Annotated in this window: 17 protein-coding genes; 7 read left to right on the forward strand and 10 right to left on the reverse strand. The window is 62.9% G+C overall.

Annotated features, from left to right (window positions below; all coding sequences use genetic code 11):
* Positions 1–22 precede the first annotated feature (22 nt).
* From QMG79_RS01175 to QMG79_RS01190, 4 genes are all read right to left on the reverse strand, one after another.
* On the reverse strand, positions 23–1756 hold the full coding sequence (locus QMG79_RS01175) for an acetyl/propionyl/methylcrotonyl-CoA carboxylase subunit alpha (RefSeq protein WP_283536742.1): 1734 nt from the start codon (positions 1754–1756) through the stop codon (positions 23–25).
* Positions 1753–3432, reverse strand: coding sequence for a 5-oxoprolinase subunit B/C family protein (locus QMG79_RS01180; RefSeq protein ID WP_283536743.1), 1680 nt, complete (start codon positions 3430–3432; stop codon positions 1753–1755). Before QMG79_RS01180 ends, QMG79_RS01175 begins: the two co-directional genes overlap by 4 nt.
* Positions 3429–3776, reverse strand: coding sequence for a LamB/YcsF family protein (locus QMG79_RS01185; RefSeq protein WP_283536744.1), 348 nt, complete (start codon positions 3774–3776; stop codon positions 3429–3431). The genes QMG79_RS01180 and QMG79_RS01185 overlap by 4 nt, the downstream gene beginning before the upstream one ends.
* Before the next feature lie 158 nt (positions 3777–3934).
* Positions 3935–5809: a Na+/H+ antiporter gene (locus QMG79_RS01190; protein ID WP_283536745.1), complete on the reverse strand. Its 1875-nt coding sequence runs from the start codon at positions 5807–5809 to the stop codon at positions 3935–3937.
* 118 nt (positions 5810–5927) lie between these two features.
* Between QMG79_RS01190 and QMG79_RS01195 the strand changes: the two genes are divergently transcribed.
* The gene (locus QMG79_RS01195) at positions 5928–6707 is read left to right on the forward strand and encodes an oxygenase MpaB family protein (protein WP_283536746.1); all 780 of its coding nucleotides are present in this window, start codon (positions 5928–5930) and stop codon (positions 6705–6707) included.
* A 63-nt stretch (positions 6708–6770) separates the two neighbouring features.
* Here QMG79_RS01195 and QMG79_RS01200 read toward each other — a convergent pair whose 3' ends face one another.
* Entirely contained in the window at positions 6771–7406 is a 636-nt protein-coding gene (locus QMG79_RS01200) for a TetR/AcrR family transcriptional regulator (RefSeq protein WP_283536747.1), read from the reverse strand.
* Between the two features lie 104 nt (positions 7407–7510).
* Here QMG79_RS01200 and QMG79_RS01205 point away from each other — a divergent pair, with 104 nt between their 5' ends.
* Together QMG79_RS01205 and QMG79_RS01210 are read left to right on the forward strand one after the other, a co-directional pair.
* Positions 7511–8044 carry a sigma factor gene (locus tag QMG79_RS01205; protein WP_283536748.1) on the forward strand — a complete coding sequence of 178 codons (534 nt, stop codon included), beginning with the start codon at positions 7511–7513 and terminating at the stop codon, positions 8042–8044.
* Positions 8044–8346 carry a hypothetical protein gene (locus QMG79_RS01210; RefSeq protein WP_283536749.1) on the forward strand — a complete coding sequence of 101 codons (303 nt, stop codon included), beginning with the start codon at positions 8044–8046 and terminating at the stop codon, positions 8344–8346. The genes QMG79_RS01205 and QMG79_RS01210 overlap by 1 nt, the downstream gene beginning before the upstream one ends.
* A gap of 95 nt (positions 8347–8441) precedes the next feature.
* On the opposite strand, the gene QMG79_RS01215 is transcribed toward QMG79_RS01210, so the two are convergent.
* Both QMG79_RS01215 and QMG79_RS01220 read right to left on the reverse strand, forming a co-directional pair.
* Positions 8442–9524, reverse strand: a complete 1083-nt coding sequence (locus QMG79_RS01215) for an SDR family oxidoreductase (RefSeq protein WP_502934683.1) — start codon at positions 9522–9524, stop codon at positions 8442–8444.
* A 139-nt stretch (positions 9525–9663) separates the two neighbouring features.
* The gene (locus tag QMG79_RS01220; RefSeq protein ID WP_283536750.1) at positions 9664–10143 is read right to left on the reverse strand and encodes an ABC transporter permease; all 480 of its coding nucleotides are present in this window, start codon (positions 10141–10143) and stop codon (positions 9664–9666) included.
* Positions 10144–10467: 324 nt separating this feature from the next.
* On the opposite strand from QMG79_RS01220, the gene QMG79_RS01225 reads away from it, so the two are divergent.
* Together QMG79_RS01225 and QMG79_RS01230 are read left to right on the forward strand one after the other, a co-directional pair.
* Positions 10468–10860 carry a histidine kinase gene (locus QMG79_RS01225; protein ID WP_283536751.1) on the forward strand — a complete coding sequence of 131 codons (393 nt, stop codon included), beginning with the start codon at positions 10468–10470 and terminating at the stop codon, positions 10858–10860.
* A 300-nt stretch (positions 10861–11160) separates the two neighbouring features.
* Positions 11161–11325, forward strand: a complete 165-nt coding sequence (locus QMG79_RS01230; protein ID WP_283536752.1) for a response regulator transcription factor — start codon at positions 11161–11163, stop codon at positions 11323–11325.
* 122 nt (positions 11326–11447) lie between these two features.
* Here QMG79_RS01230 and QMG79_RS01235 read toward each other — a convergent pair whose 3' ends face one another.
* A complete protein-coding gene (locus tag QMG79_RS01235; protein ID WP_283536753.1) occupies positions 11448–12089 on the reverse strand; it encodes an NADPH-dependent F420 reductase in 642 nt (213 codons plus the stop codon).
* A 128-nt stretch (positions 12090–12217) separates the two neighbouring features.
* On the opposite strand from QMG79_RS01235, the gene QMG79_RS01240 reads away from it, so the two are divergent.
* Entirely contained in the window at positions 12218–12814 is a 597-nt protein-coding gene (locus QMG79_RS01240; protein WP_283537324.1) for a DnaJ family domain-containing protein, read from the forward strand.
* 38 nt (positions 12815–12852) lie between these two features.
* Here the strand turns inward: QMG79_RS01240 and QMG79_RS01245 are convergent, their stop codons facing one another.
* Positions 12853–14256, reverse strand: a complete 1404-nt coding sequence (locus tag QMG79_RS01245) for a GntP family permease (protein ID WP_283536754.1) — start codon at positions 14254–14256, stop codon at positions 12853–12855.
* Positions 14257–14347: 91 nt separating this feature from the next.
* Positions 14348–14869, reverse strand: coding sequence for a gluconokinase (locus tag QMG79_RS01250; protein WP_283536755.1), 522 nt, complete (start codon positions 14867–14869; stop codon positions 14348–14350).
* A gap of 208 nt (positions 14870–15077) precedes the next feature.
* On the opposite strand from QMG79_RS01250, the gene QMG79_RS01255 reads away from it, so the two are divergent.
* Positions 15078–15806 carry a FadR/GntR family transcriptional regulator gene (locus QMG79_RS01255; RefSeq protein ID WP_283536756.1) on the forward strand — a complete coding sequence of 243 codons (729 nt, stop codon included), beginning with the start codon at positions 15078–15080 and terminating at the stop codon, positions 15804–15806.
* Positions 15807–15811: the final 5 nt, after the last annotated feature.

Raw genomic sequence — 15811 nt, forward strand, 5'->3', positions numbered from 1 at the left:
ACGGCAGAATCGACGTCGGCGGTTAGTTGATGGTCGCCAGAATCTCGCCACGGCCAATCGCAGCACCGGTTACCTGCGCGCCGCGCTGTAGTGTTCCGTTCCGGTGGGCCGCCACGGTGGTCTCCATCTTCATGGCTTCCAGAATCGCGACCGGTTGCCCGGCCTGAACCGTCTCGCCGTCGTCAACAAGCCACTTCACAAGCAACCCGACCATGGGCGAGGACAACCCGGCCCCGTCCACCGGATCAGCGGCCGCCGGTGCCCCGGCGCCATGGCCTCCACCGCTCATCAACGCTTCGAAAAGTCGCGCCGGCAGGCCCAGCTGGACGGCCTTGCCATCAAGTTCTACCGTGAGGGTGGTCCGGGAGGCATCGGGTGCGGTGCGGGCAATTTCCGGTGATGCAGCGAGTGTTTCGGCGAAGTCGTTCTCGATCCACGTGGTGTGCACGCCAAGATGGTCTTCCGCCGTGAAATCGGGGTGACGCACCACAGCGCGGTGGAACGGCAGAACGGTGGGAAGACCGCGAATCTGCATCTCGTCCAGGGCGGCGCGGGCCCGGCGCAGAGCCTGCGGCCGGTCCTCGCCGTGCACAATCAGCTTTGCCATCAGCGAGTCGTATTCTCCCGGCACGGTGGAACCGGAGCGTACGCCGGAATCCACCCGGATTCCCGCACCGGTGGGGGCTTCAAACACTTCCACGGTTCCGGGGCCAGGCAGGAATCCGCGCGCGGGGTCCTCAGCGTTGAGGCGGAACTCAAACGCGTGGCCGTGCGGTTCGGGATCGGCGCCCAGGGTGAGTGTTCCCCCAGCTGCGATCCGGAACTGTTCGCGGACCAGGTCCACGCCCGTGGTTTCTTCCGTCACGGGATGTTCCACCTGCAGGCGGGTATTGACCTCAAGGAAGGAGATGACGCCGTCCTTCCCCACGAGGTACTCCACAGTTCCGGCACCATGGTACTTGGCTTCCCGACAGATGGCCTTGGCGGATTCGTGGATGAGGCTGCGTTGTTCGGGGCTAAGGAATGGCGCAGGAGCCTCCTCCACGAGCTTCTGGTTGCGGCGCTGCAGCGAGCAGTCGCGCGTGCCCAGCACCACGACATTGCCGTGGGTGTCCGCCAGGACCTGGGCTTCAACGTGCCTGGGCTGATCCAGGAAACGCTCCACGAAGCATTCGTCGCGGCCGAACGCGCTGAGGGATTCCCGCACGGCTGATTCGAACGCGTCTTCAATGTCCGCCAGCTGGCGCGCGACCTTCAAGCCGCGCCCGCCACCGCCAAACGCTGCCTTGATTGCCACGGGCAGCCCATACTCCTGCGCGAACGCCAGGACCTCCTCCGCGTTCTTGACGGGCCCGTCACTTCCGGGTACCAACGGCGCCCCGGCCCGGACAGCGATTTCACGTGCAGTGACTTTGTTGCCAAGCTCCCGAATTGACTGGGGCGAAGGCCCGATCCAGGTCAGCCCAGCGTCTAGCACCGCCTGTGCGAAGTTGGCGTTCTCGGACAGGAAACCGTAACCGGGGTGTACTGCGTCGGCGCCGGACCTGCGCGCCGCATCGATCAGTTTGGTGATGTCCAGGTACGTCTGTGTCCCTGTGGAACCACCGAGGGCGTAGGCCTCGTCCGCGAACCGCACGTGGACGGCGTCGGCGTCGGGATCCGAATAGACGGCCACGGACAACAGCCCTGCGTCGGAGCAGGCGCGGGCAATGCGTACTGCGATTTCGCCGCGGTTGGCGATCAGGACTTTTTTCATGGCGTGGCTCCTTCGGAAGCTTTACCGCGGAGTGCGGGATCAGGACGGGCGGAGAATTCCTGTGGCGCGGGCGGCTCTGGCTGCAACGTCTCGGCATCGACCACGTGGAAGCGGACACGGTGTCCGGGTGGCAGTTGTGCAGCTGCGGGGTGATCTTCGGGAACGACGACGGCGATCACCGGATATCCGCCGGTCACCGGATGATCGTTAAGGAAGAGGACGGGGTGTCCGTTGGGCGGGACCTGCAGCGCTCCTGCGACGGCTCCCTCACTGGGGAGTTCGCCGCCTCGACTGCGTTCTAGGGCATCCGAGGGGCCGTTGTCCGCACCCGCGGGTGCCAGCCGGATTCCGATCCGGTTGGACTGTGCGCCCACGGCCCATTCCTGACCGGTGAGGGCCTGAAGCGCGTCAGCGCTAAACCAGTCATCCCGGGGCCCCAGAGTCACCCGCAGTACGGCGGGACCTGGCCCTGGCCGAAGCGTTGACGCTTCCGCGCCGCCTACCGGCTGCGAACCGGCCGCGGCAGCCACCGGTAGGACGGTGCCGGCAGCCAGCGGTTCTGGGCCAATTCCGGACATTGAATCAGTGGACCGGCTGCCCAGCACTGGTGTGGCGTCCAGTCCGCCGCGGATGCCAAGGTAACTGCGGACTCCAGCGGTCGGTGTGTCCAGACTCAGTGACTCGCCGTCGAGCAACGCAAACGGGGTCCCCATTGCCGGTCGGAGTCGAAGGGCACCTTTGGCATCGCGAACCTCGAGAGCCACTGTGGCACCCGCAACGGCCACCACGTGATCTCCGCGCGACTGGGCCGAGAAGCCTCCCAGGAGGTTTTCGATGACGGCGGCACCGGGACTGTTGCCGACCAGCCGGTTGGCCTGCCGGGCAGATTGGTGGTCCGCAGCTCCGGCGGCAGACACGCCAAGGTCCCCGAAGCCAGGGCGGCCAAGATCCTGCACAAGGGACTGCAACCCAGGAGCTGTGATCACGAGCGCGGACTGCAGCAAGGACGCATGATCTGCAGGGGCTGGCCGTTCACGTGGGGGTGCCACCTTGATTGCCTCACGGACGGCGCGGTAGCGGACGGTGTCGCCGGGGCGGACGAGTGCGGGGGAATCGCGACCCAGCTCCCACAGGACTGCGGACGTTCGCCCGATCAGCTGCCAGCCGCCAGGCGACTGACGCGGATACACGGCTGAGAAGGCTCCGCCCAGAGCCACGGCGCCAGCGGGGACTGCGGTCCGCGGTGAGGTCCGTCGCGGCACTTCGAGGCGTTTGTCTTCCCCCACGAGGTAGGTGAATCCCGGGGCAAAGCCACCGAACGCCGCCGTCCACAACTGATCGGTATGCGCAGCCACGACCCCATCCGCGCCCAGGCCGGTGAGTTCTCCCACCTCGGCGAGGTCCTCTCCGTCGTACACCACGTCGATGGTGACTTCATGCCCTTTGGCACGGTGCAGTCCGTCCAGCTCCAACCGCTGGACGGCGGAGTGCCCGGCTACGGCCTGTACCCGGCTGCTGAACTTCACCAGGAGCGTGGCTGCGGCAGCCACTGCGTCCAGCTGCCCGGGGAGGGGATCGGCGGCTAGGTGCTGGTGCAGGGCCAGTACGGAGGCCAGATCATTCAGTTCCACCAGCCAAGCCCTGGGGCCGGCCCATCGGATACCGGTGATGCTCATGCAAAACTCCGGACAGTAATGCCGGAAGCGTCGAGGCCGGTGCGGACTGCGGACGCCATCGCAACAGCGCCGCGAGTGTCCCAATGCACGCAGATCGAGTCTGCCTGGACGTTCAATGCGATGCCGTCCCGGGCCGCAATCTTTCCTTCGGCGGCGAGCCGGACCATGTTTTCGGTGATGAGGGCAGCATCGGTTGGGACAGCACCATCTTCGCCGCGAGATACAAGGGTTCCGTCAGGGCTGAAGGCGTGGGCGGCATCAACCACGGCCTGCGCATGGACCTCACCCATGGTCCAGCTACCGAAGGATTCACCGACATCACTGTTCATGTCAGTGCTGGGCATGTGATCTCCGCCTCAAGTTGCATGGATTCATCATGCCCTACAACAATGGATTGTTCAACAATTAGTCCAGAAGTGCCCATCTATTCTGGTGCAGTGTGTGGTTGCTGCCTGGGCCATCAGCTCCGGCCATCACGTCCGGGCGGCCGGGCAGGGCTGCCTCAGCCCAGCAGGTCGTCGATGTAGCACCAGCGCCATTCTTCTCCCGGCTCCACACTGCGCATCACCGGGTGCCCTGTTTCCCTGAAGTGCCGGGTGGCATGGAGCCCCACCGATGAATCGCAGCAGCCCACGTTCCCGCAGCTCAGGCACATCCTCAGGTGCACAGGATCGGTCCCTTCCTGCGCACAGTCGAGGCAGGCCGGATTCTCTGGAACGTCATGGCCTTCGGCAGCCACCAGATGGTCACACGTTCCACCGGGTTGGGACAGGCCTTCGCCGCCCCCGCCATCGCGTGGGTCCAGTTCATCCAGTGACGCATCCAGCATGGATTCTTCGACATCCAGGCGTTCCAAGACTTCCGTGAGTACCTCATGGGCAAAATCCCCACCTCGCCGCAGCTCCAGAACCTTGGCCCGTTCGGCTTCCAGCATGGCCATCCGCAGCTGTGCATAGCGTTGGCTGGGAGTCGCGGCGTCCGCCGTCGGACGTCCCAGACGCTCCCAGGCAGCCAGGCCCCGTTCCTGGGTCCGCCGCCTGAGCATGTCCATCACCTCGGGTGGATCGGTTTCGAGCTGGATATCCTGCAACCGTTCAACGCCGGCAGCTGTTGCGAGCTGCATCAGTGAGGCTTGGTTGAGTGCGTCCTCGCGCCTGTCTGGACCCTGCACCCCGAGGAACCTGACCAGCAGGGGAAGCGTGAACCCCTGCAGCCCCAGCGTCCCAGCGACCACCACCAGGGCGGCAAGGATCAAGACGTTTCGGTGCTCCAGATCGGCAGGCAGAGTGAGGACGGCCGCCAGCGTGACCACACCTCGCATTCCAGCCCAGGACACGATCGCAGCAGCCTGCCATGAGGGTTCCGGATCAGCCCGCCGCACTGCCGGGAAGAGCCGTGGTAGGTAGGTGGCCGGGAAGACCCAGATGGGCCGCAGGACCAGGACTGCGACGAGGATGATAAGGCACCCGAGCCAGACGCGGCCAGCGCCTAGCGAATCATCCTGGACGCCCTCAATGATGGTCCGCACCTGGAGCCCGATCAGGAGAAAGACTGAGTTTTCAAGCAGGAACTGGACAGTGTCCCAGTTGCTGCGGGCGCTCTGCCGTGCTGCACCATTCGGCATGGAAGGTGCTTTGGTGCCCATGACCAGGCCAGTTACGACGACGGCGAGTACCCCTGACGCGTGAATCGCCTCCGCTGGCAGGAAAGCGACAAACGGTGCCATGAGCGAGGTCGAGGTATTGATGGCCACGTTCCGGATCCGCTGGCGGACCGCTGTCAGGATAAAGGCCACCGCGAGTCCCACCACCAGCCCACCGCCGGCCGCGACGAGAAAACCACCAGCAATGTCCATGGCGGATACCGAGCCGGCAATGGCTGCGATTGCGGCGCGGAGGCAAACGAGGGCCGTAGCGTCATTGACCAGGGATTCGCCCTCCAGGATGCTGACAACCCGGCGGGGCATACCCACTTTCCGGGCGATGGACGTGGCTGCCACGGCATCAGGCGGTGCCACCACCGCACCCAGGGCTATTGCAGCGGCCAGCGGAATTTCGGGGAAAAGCCAGGACACCACGATACCGATCGCGAGAGTTCCGAAGATCACGTAGCCTACCGACAAAAGGCCGATGTTGCGGATGTTCGACCTGAAATCAAACAGCGACGTCCGGAATGCTGCCGCGTAGAGCAGCGGTGGAAGAAGCCCGATCAGGACCAGCTCCGGGTTGAGCTCGATTTCAGGGATGAACGGCAGGAAAGAGCCGGCAATTCCTGCGAGTACAAGAAGCAGGGGCACTGAAATGTTCAGTTTTCGTCCCAGGGCACTGCCCGCGCACACTACCGCAACAATCACCAAGAGGCCGAGGGCTATTTCCATGAGGTCATTCTGACAGGTAGGTGCCCGTGTGGTCGCTTGGTGTTCGCCTGCAGTTCCCCACACCGCACGCATCCCAACTGCCCAGGTGGTGCGCGTCAGGCTCGGGTATGGTATGGGCATGGTTCGTGGACTGGTTGATATTGGCGCTGAGAGCGTGCTGTTGGCTGGCGCTGGGCGGGCAATTCTGCTGCAGATCGCCAACCCCGCCGTTGGGTTGGGCGTTGCGGAACACAGTAACTTCGCTGAGCGTCCACTGGATCGGCTTCGCGGCACCCTTACCTATGTCTACGGAGTGGTGTACGGCACTGACGAGCAATGCCGGAAGGTCCGTCGGATTGTTAATAGAGCCCACGCGCCGGTCCATCGGGAGGCAACTGCAGAGACCCGCGGCTACAGCGCCTTTGATGCGCAGGCACAATTATGGGTGGTAGCCACCCTCTATGAAACAGCCGTCATGGTGTACCAGAAGGTCTACGGAACGCTCGACGACGAATCGGCTGACCGCGTATATCTCGAGTACGAGAAGATTGGCACTGCACTGCAGCTCCCGTCCGGGATGTGGCCCAGGGATCGCCCCGCATTCCAGGCGTATTGGGATCGCAGCGTTGGTGCACTGGACGTCGTTCCGGAGGTACAGCTGGTGGCTCGGGATCTGCTGTATCTGAACAGTGGCCCCGTGTGGTTGAGAATGAGCATGCCCGTCGCCCGGTTCGTGACCGCAGGCCTCCTGCCTGCGCAGCTTCGCCAGAGTTTCGGGCTACCGTGGAGCGCCCGACGTCAGCGGCGGTTCACCAGGCTGATGGGCTTCACGGCTTGGCTATACCCACGTTTCCCCCTGGGGCTTCGGCACGGCGTCAAAAATTGGTGTCTCCGTACCTTGGATGCCACGGCGGACTAGCCGCAATACCAGATCCCGGTAGTCACGACGACGGCAGCGGCCAGGTTTTGGGCCCAGGTCCGGTCAGTCCCGGGCAGCGGGGGACAGCGCTACCCCGATCAGCACTTCTGCCGCGGCACGCGCCTGCCGCGCAGGTTCGGAACTTGCCGCAATGGCCGCCGTCGTAATGGCTCCCTCCGCAAGAATGGCAAGCTGTGGTGCCAGGCCGGGGGGTGCTCCCAATTCTGTGGCCAGGTCTGCCAGGTAATCCTGGAAGTGCTTCTTCTGTTCACGGACGATGGTGGTGATCCGCCCTGACGCGCCACCCACCTCGCCGAACGAGTTGATGAATGCGCAACCGCGGAATCCTTCTGAGGTGAACCAGCCAGCAAGGAAGTCATACACTGCCAAAAGCCTTTGGCGAGGATCTGCGGCAGCCTGTACCTGGGCATCTATCCCTGAACTCCAGGCATCGCGCCATATCCCAAGGACCTCCTCAATGAGGAGGTCCTTGGAGGGGAAAAGCTGATAAAGGCGCCGGAGCGACACGTTTGCCTCGGTACGCAAGTCATCCATGCCTACTGCCGTGAAACCCCGAGCATAAAAAAGGACTGCGGCAGCGGCGAGGATGTCGGATCTTGCACTGTCGGCGACAGGGCGGGCGCGGGATGGCTGGGGGTGGGCTGGCGCCGGGCTGTGTCCCGTTTGCCGCTGTGTCATAAGCCGTTCTTCCCGAATTCAGTTGCATGCATAACGATCTACCTCTACTGTAAAGCACATGATGAGAACGAACGTTCTCGCACTCCACCGAATGGATCTGCATCATGGCTCTCGGCACTGGCGTCACCGGAAGGGGACCGTCTCCGGACCTCTCCTCCCTCCTTATGAGAATTGCCCGTGGCGATCAGGATGCTTTCAGCGATTTCTACAGCAGAACCGCCACGGAAGTGTACGGCTTTGTGCACGGCGTGGTGGTGGATCGCCAACTTAGCGAAGATGCCACGAGGGACGCCTACCTCTCTGTCTGGCGGGATGCCTCGCTCTTCAACGCAGGCCAAGGGAGCGCGTCCGCCTGGCTGAGGACCATAGCCCAGCGGACAGCAGTAAAGTTCTTGCGCTCGCGGGAGGCCCCGGCTAACAATGCTGGCGTGGAAACCGCTGTTGCGACAATTCCGACGCACACTGCTGCCGGGCTGTCGGCCGTTCAGCATGAGGCATTGCACTGTGCCTACCTTGCAGGGCTTACCGGCGCTGAGATTGCCAGGAAATTGGCGCTCCCCCTCTCCACCATCAACGCCAACCTCACAGATGCCGTGCGGATCCTGGGGCTCCGGGGGAAAGCGGCTGGTGCTTTCTGATGCTTGATCATCCGCATCTCTGGCCGGAAGGAGTGCACGGGGGCAGCGCGGCGAATCATGTAGGCGCGTTCCTGGTCGAGGCGACCACACGCAGCCCGCTCATTGTGACCGGGCTGGGCGCAGATCAGCTCTACGGGCTCTACATCAGCTGGTGCACCATCAGCCGGGTGGATTCCCTTACCGAGGATGCTTTGTGGGTAGCACTCGGGGAACGGGGGATCGCACCGGGTGAAAACTCGCTGACCATGACCGGACCCGCCGCTGCCGATTACATCCTCGAGTCATACCCCGTTTCTGCCTGAGCCAACTTCTTCGCCGATCTCGTAGGGCAGCAAGGGTCCCCGGTGCAACCTCCACGGTTGCACCGGGGCTAGCTGGCAAGTGACAGGGCGTCAGTTCAAGGAACCAGGCGATCCTGGCTGTACCGGGCAAAGAGGTCGGTGAAGGCATCCTCTGTGCGCCGAAACCCGGAGAATCCGGCGATGCGACTCTTGCCCATGTCTGCAACAACTTCAATGTCGCGGCCCAAGTCACCGTCGGTGTGCCACCAGGACGCAATGCGGGAAAGATCGGCTTCAGCCAACCCGTGCTTCTCGGAGATAGTGGCCCACACGCCCTCCATGCCAGCCATCTGCTCTTCCAGCGGGCGGGGTTTGCCTTCGAATCCCACGGCCTCCACACCGAAGTACGCAGCCAGACGCGGCCACATCCATCGCCACCGGAAAACGTCGCCGTTAACTATGTTGTAGGCCTCGTCAGCAGCGCCCGGTGTGGTCGCGGCCCAGATCATGTGGTCAGCCAGGAGCCCGCTGTCCGTCATGTCAACCAGAGAGTTCCACTGTGTTTCTGAGCCCGGGAAGATAAAGGGGATCTCCAGTTCGCGGCAGATTGCGGCCTGCGCGGCGAGCGTGAGTCCCATGTTCATGGCGTTGCCCACTGCGTGTCCGATCACAGTATGGGCGCGATGGACAGACCAAGTAAATCCCTGCGCTGCGGCAGCTTCCCAGAGGACGTCCTCCTGGGCGTAGTAAAAATTGTCTACGTCCAGGCGGGGCTCTTCCTCGTGGAACGGAGTGTCAGGCATTTCGCCTGCCGCATAGGCCTCGAAGGGCCCGAGATAGTGTTTCAGGCCCGTCATCAACGCCACGTGTTCAACTGGCGCATCCTTGAGGGCGGCCAGCAGGTTACGCAGCATTCCAGCGTTCACGTCAATGTTTTCCTGCTCCGTATCCTGCCGGAGCCAGGCCGTGAAGAAGACGTGGGTAGGGCGCTCGCCAGCCAGAGCCTCTGCCAGGCTCTTCGCCGAGGTCAGGTCCGCGGCGATATGGCGTGCTCCGACCTGACCGGTGTCCCTCCGCGACAGGGCCAGCACATTCCAGCCCTCGGTGGAGAGCTGGGAAACCAGGGCTGAGCCCGCGATTCCACTCGCTCCCACAACAAGGGCTGTGCGGGTATTTTCGGGTACTTCCATGGCAGTCATATGGTGCCCTCCTCGATGGTGCAGCGATATTCCCCAGCACTCCACTCTAGGTGTGAGGCGCCGGTGCACGCAGTCAATCGCATGTAATGCGCCAGGCGCTTAAAACAGATGGACGATGCTTCGGACGGTGCGGGCTGTCCTACTCGTAGCGCAGCGACTCGATGGGGTCAGCCCTGGCAGCACGTGCTGCGGGCAACGTGCCCGCAAGCGGCGCAATGGCCATGACAATAAGGATGATGGCGGCCACGGACGCCGGATCGAAGGCGATCAGGGTCAGGCCGGAGAGATCGGCGAACAGCGAGCTCCCCAGGGCGTTTCCAACAAGGGTCCCGGCAATCATGCCGATACCAACGCCGATTGCGCTGCCGAGGAATCCTATGAACACTGCCTCGAAGCTGAAAAGTCCGAAAATCCTCCCGCTGCCCATGCCCATGGCCTTCATGAGCCCGATTTCGCGGGTCCGTTCCTGAACAGACATCAGCAGTGTGTTGACGATGCCGAAGCCGGCTGCAAGCAGTGCGATGATGGCGAAAGCGTTGAGCACCAGCACAATCGCATCGATGACGGACTTGAACGTACCCAGCTGATCCGCCACTGTCGTGGAAGTGTAACCGGCCAAGCTCAGCCGATCCTGAAGGGCCGTGACCTGGTCAGGGGTCGAATGCGCTGCATCGAAACGCACAGTTGCCGAGGCATAACTGCTGGCGGCTTCCTCGCTCAGGCCCTACCCCTGGGCTGCGGCAAGGCTGTCAGTGAGCGCTGTATTGGGAATGGCGTTAGTGCCACCGCTGAGTCCGGATTCGGTTACGGCAGTGACTGTTGCAGTCATCCTCTGGCTGCGACCCGTTCGCACCAGGCGTATGTTGCGGCCGTCACGGAACGGGCCCTCCGCGCCGGGGAGACTCGGGAATCTGTTGCACGACGCCGGGTGGCTGAAGAGCGCTTGAGGATTGCAAGGGATCTGCACGACGTCGTCGCCCACCAGATTGCCGTGATCAACCTTCATGCCGGGGTCGCGTCAGCAGCGCTCGCTGCCAGACCTGACGCCGCCGAGCGCCCACTGCTGACCATCCGATCTGCAGCGCGCACCGTTATGAGTGAAATTGGCGACCTTCTGGCCATGCTGCGTGGAACTGCGGAGGGCCCTGATGGGGTCTGGCTGGCTCCACCGGGAAACCTCGGACAGCTTCAGGAGCTCCTGGATGACTTCCGGGCAACAGGACTGGAGGTGACGCAGCGGCACCTGGGCATGGTCTCCAGGGTGTCAAAGAGCGGGTTGAGTCCGTCCGGGGTACCGTGCACAGCGGCCACAGTGGGCCCCTGTCGTTTCGCCTGAAGGCACACTTGCCTGATGCCGGAAAGGACGGGACGACCCAGCGGGGCCTGGCTCAGCCTGGAAATCCGAGGACCTCCGACCGGGCGGGCGGACAGTGAGTCCCACTGTCCTGTTGGCTGATGACCAGCCCCTGATTCGCGCCGCAGGTGGTGCGCTCATGTCGAGTGCATAAGGAATCACTGTTGTAGGTGAGGCGCTCGACGGCCTGGACGCCGTCGAGCGCGTACGCGAGCTCAGGCCGGACGTGCCAGGCCTGCTCCCGTACCGGGGCTGCATCACCTGACGGAGCGGGAACGGTAAGTGCCCGTTGTGGTGGCGCGCGGTCTTTCGACTACCGAGATTGCGGGCCAGCTGGTCATTTTCACATCCACAGCCAAGACCCACGTGAACCGGATCATGGCAAAACTACACGCCCATGACCGGGCGCAGTTGGCGATTGCAGCCTACGAGAGCGGACTCGTCTAGCACAACAGGAGGCTAGTCCCCGGCGCTGACCGGATGGAATGTCAGTTGATCCAGCAGGGCAGACACGAAAGTCCCGCCGTCGTGGTGCTGGAGACGGCGGGACTGGGGGCGGGTAGCCGCTTTTAGACTGTGCGGGGCGCCTTGGCCAGGTTGTCCCTGAGCTCTGTCGCATTCTGGACTGCTCCATAGGCGGGGCGGTCGCGCTCTACGCGCCAACTTTCAGCCAGCTGGCCGATGTTGACCGTATCGAAACCGAACTCGTCGTAGAGCCGCGTGACCAGGTCCGAACCCTCAGTGGAGTCGCTGGCTGTTGCAAGCGCACGTCGATTTTCGGTCCCCGCCGGTGTGCCTTCCGTGGTGATGTCGGCGGCCGTTATGTGGTTGAAGCCCTTGGCCACAATCGAGGAGGGGAGGTGTGCCTGCAGCATCTGGGCCGTTGTGGTTTCGCCATTGTCGAGCGCAGCGATCCTGCCGTCACGCTCGAAGTAGTAGTTGTTTGTGTCAATCACGATTTTTCCAGCCAGTGGCTCGACGGGAACGTCCTTCACGTTTTTCAGGGGGACTGTGACAACCACGAAGTCGCCAGCACCAGCAGCGTCGACTGAGGTTGCTGCCCGGGCCTTGGGTCCCAACTCCGTAACGAGATCCGTCAGGGTTTCTGGACCCCGCGAGTTGCTGATGACCACGTCATACCCCAGCTGCACCGCCTTGCGTGCTACCTGGCTGCCAATGTGTCCTGCACCGATGATTCCGATTGTTGTCATATATTGCCTAACCTCCGCTGGCGGCCCAATATTTCCGGTGCACCCGCCAGCGCCATTGTGGGCCCCCTGTTGATTGGTGCCCGCGCCCTGTTCAATACTGTGGGAAAGTCCCGAAGAGACAGGGTGTGATGATTGTGGCGGGCGGATCTAATTTCCGGAAGCGGGTGGAGCGGGCTGCCGGGGCGCGGTCCTCCCGGGGTGCTGGCATCCCTGTCGAGGAGGAGGCTGAACTGGCAGCCGCCGAGGCCAGGGAGCGGTCCAAGAAGAAGGCTTTTGGAGACGCCGCCCGTGCCGATTACCTGGTCCGCGACGCCATGGCGCAAGGCAAGTTCGACAATCTCAAGTACGCTGGCAAGCCCATTCCTGGACTAGCGGATGTCCACGATCCCGACTGGTGGCTCAAAGGCCTCCTGCAGCGAGAGGATCTCAGCGGGCTGGGTCCGAAAGCTATCCTGCTCCGGACCGAGGATGCCCAGTTGGAACAGAGGCTTGATGCGCAGTTCACGCAGAAGCAGGTCCGGGATATCCTTGAGGATTTTAACGCCCGTGTTGTTGATGCCCGGCGGCAGCTCCAGGGTGGTCCGCCCGTCGTGACAAGAACACGCGATGTACCGGCTGAACTGCAACGGTGGGTTGAACGCAAAGCGACTCGGGTTCCCCCTGGGGAACCCGAGCCGGAACGCCCAAAGGGCAGGTGGTGGCGCCGTCGTCGGAGCACCGACTGACCCTTACCTCGGCGGACCAGTCCCGCCCGGGGGCAGTCTTAGCCCATCAGGGCAGCCAACCCGAAGACCGCCGCCGCAATCCCGAAGCCCATGACGCCAATGAGTGTTTCCAGAACTGTCCACGTTGCCAGAGTGGTTTTGACATCCATCCCGAAGAAGCGGCCCACCAACCAGAATCCCGAGTCGTTGACATGGGACACCACCACGGAGCCAGCGGCAACGGCAATGACAACAGCGGCAACCTGAACACCGTTGATTCCTGCCAATGCGACTGCAGGCGCAATCAGGCCCGCCGTCGTCGTCAGTGCCACAGTTGCGGAACCCTGCGCGATGCGGAGGATGGCCGCAATGAGGAAACCGGCAAGAATGAGGGGGATCCCGGCGTCGCCCAGGACATCCGCCAGCGCTGCGCCAATCCCGGATGTTCGCAGGACACCGCCGAACATCCCGCCAGCGCCCGTGATGAGAATGACGGAGCAGACGGGGCCGAGTGCCGATTCCAGAAGGTTGTTCAATGCGCCGCTGCTTGTACCGCGCCTGCGGCCCAGCACATACATCGCAACGAGGACGGAGATTAACAGTGCCACAGGCGTTTCGCCCAGGGTCCGCAGAACCTGGAACCAGGTTTCGTCCTTGACCGTCCCCGGGAGTGCGCCAGCTGATGCAGCCGTATTGAGACCGGTATTCATGAAGATCAACACCATGGGAAGGAGCAGGAGGCCCACAATGGTGCCGAAGCGGGGTGGGTTGGTCTCCGCTTCTTCATTCGCCTTGCCCAGCAGGGCCGGAACGGGGAGGACAATCTTTTTCCCGATCCACAGTCCGAACAGGTACGAGGTGACGTACCAGGTGGGGATGGCTGCGATGAGGCCGACAATCAGGACCAGGCCAATGTTCGCATCAAAGAACGCCGCAGCCGAGACTGGCCCCGGGTGTGGCGGCAGGAAGATATGCATCACGGAGAAGGCGCCAGCTGCGGGGAGCCCGTAGCGCAGGACGCCGCCACCCAGCCGGTTCGCCACAGCGAAGACGACGGGGAGCATAACGATCAGCCCGGCGTCGAAGAAGATCGGGAAACCGAAAATCAGGGAAGCCACGCCCAGTGCTAGGGGTGCGCGCTTTTCGCCGAAGACATCAATCATCTTCTCCGCCAGGACCTTGGCACCACCACTTGTTTCGACGAGGCGGCCAAGCATTGCACCCAGGGCAACCAGGAGCGCTACTGTCCCCAGCGTGGTGCCGAAGCCACTGACCAGGACGGGAACAATCTGGTTTGCCGGGATACCTGTGGCAAACGCCGTTCCTAGGCTGATGAGGATCAGTGCCAACAGTGCGTGGGTCTTGAGTTTGATGATCAGGAACAGTAGGACTGCAATGGCTGCGCCAGCGATCAGCAGCAGCGGTCCGGCGCCCAGTGTCTGGGTCCAGCCTTCGATTGTCATGGTTCTCCTTTGAATCCGGTGGTGGGGTGCGGCGGTACTGCCGCGGTATCCGCAGCAGTATGGCGCCAGTAAGTCTGGGGTGTGGTGTCGCTTACATCAGGTGCAGCGTGCTGATGACCTCGTCAAGGAGTTGATCGGGACTCTTGGCGATGTCGAGTCGTAAGCTTCCGCTGTCCAGTTCGCTGGCAGTGAGGGGTTCCAGGGTTGCAAGCTGGCTGGGCAGAAGCGTGGGCGGCATGAAGTGGCCCTTGCGGTTTCCAATGCGATCCCCCAGAAGCTCAGCGCTGCCGTCCAGATGGACAAAGACGACGTTCCCGGCGGCACCGGACAGCAAGTCACGATAGCTGTGCTTGAGGGCAGAACAGGTGAGGACGGTGCTGTTCCCCTCGCTCGCCTGTGCTGTCATCCAGTCGCGGATGGCGTGCAGCCAGGGCCACCGGTCGTTGTCGTCAAGTGGAGTTCCACTGTTCATTTTGGCGATGTTGGCAGCTGGATGAAATTCATCCGCTTCGGCCATGGGCCATTCGAGGCGGTGCGAGAGCGACTCGGCAAGGGTGGACTTACCAGATCCGGCAACACCCATCACCACAAGGTGAGTGGCAGCAGACTTCATTGTTCTACCTCCGCAGCAGACGTCATTGGCTGGGATGGACGCTAGCGTCGGAATCCCGTGAGAATAAGATAGCACCATTGAGCTTCATTGGTAGTATCTTTTGTGCTTCAGCTCACGGTCATCTCGGTGAAATGCACTCTGACTGGTCATACCTATGCCTCCATTTCCTTTACAGTTGGGCATGTGTGAGCGCCTAGGAGGCAAAAGAATGTCGCCGTCGACAGATGAGCAAGATGCACTTCCCGATCCTGGTTTACAGGCCCTGCATCTGAGGGTCCTGGAACTGATTGGACAGCAGATCATCTCCGGTGACCTCAAGGCCGGCGAGCGGCTCACGCTTGAACAGATCCAGCAGGATCACGGCATCTCGCGCACCCTTGCACGGGACACCATGCGGGTCCTGGAATCGATGAACCTCGTCTTCTCACGCCGCCGGGTGGGAATTGTGGTCCAGGCACCCGATGCGTGGAACGTCTATGACCCCAAGGTCATCCGGTGGCGGCTCGCGTCAGCATCGCGGGCGGACCAGTATGCCAACCTCACCGAGCTGCGCATTGCTGTTGAACCCATCGCTGCGGCAGGCGCTGCACGGCGGGCAGGGGCGGCGGAACGGCGCCGGCTCGTGGCGCTATCGCAGTCGCTGCGAAGACTCGGCGAAGCAGGCGATCTTGAGGCGTTCCTGGCAGTGGATATTGAGTTTCATCAACTCCTGCTGCGCAGTTGCGGTAACGAGATGTTCCGGGCCCTGGATGCCATGGTGGCAGAAGTCCTCACCAGCCGGACCAGACAGGGCCTGATGCCTTTCAGGCCGAGGGCCGAGGCGCTGCAGGCCCATGAGGACGTGGCCGCTGCGGTGGCTGGTGGGGATGCGCATGCCGCAGAAGAAGCCATGCACCACATTCTTGAGGAAGTGCGCACTGCCATGGGGTTGCGCTGACCTTA

It is taken from the genome of Pseudarthrobacter sp. PS3-L1 (genome assembly GCF_030063285.1).
Classification (GTDB): domain Bacteria; phylum Actinomycetota; class Actinomycetes; order Actinomycetales; family Micrococcaceae; genus Arthrobacter.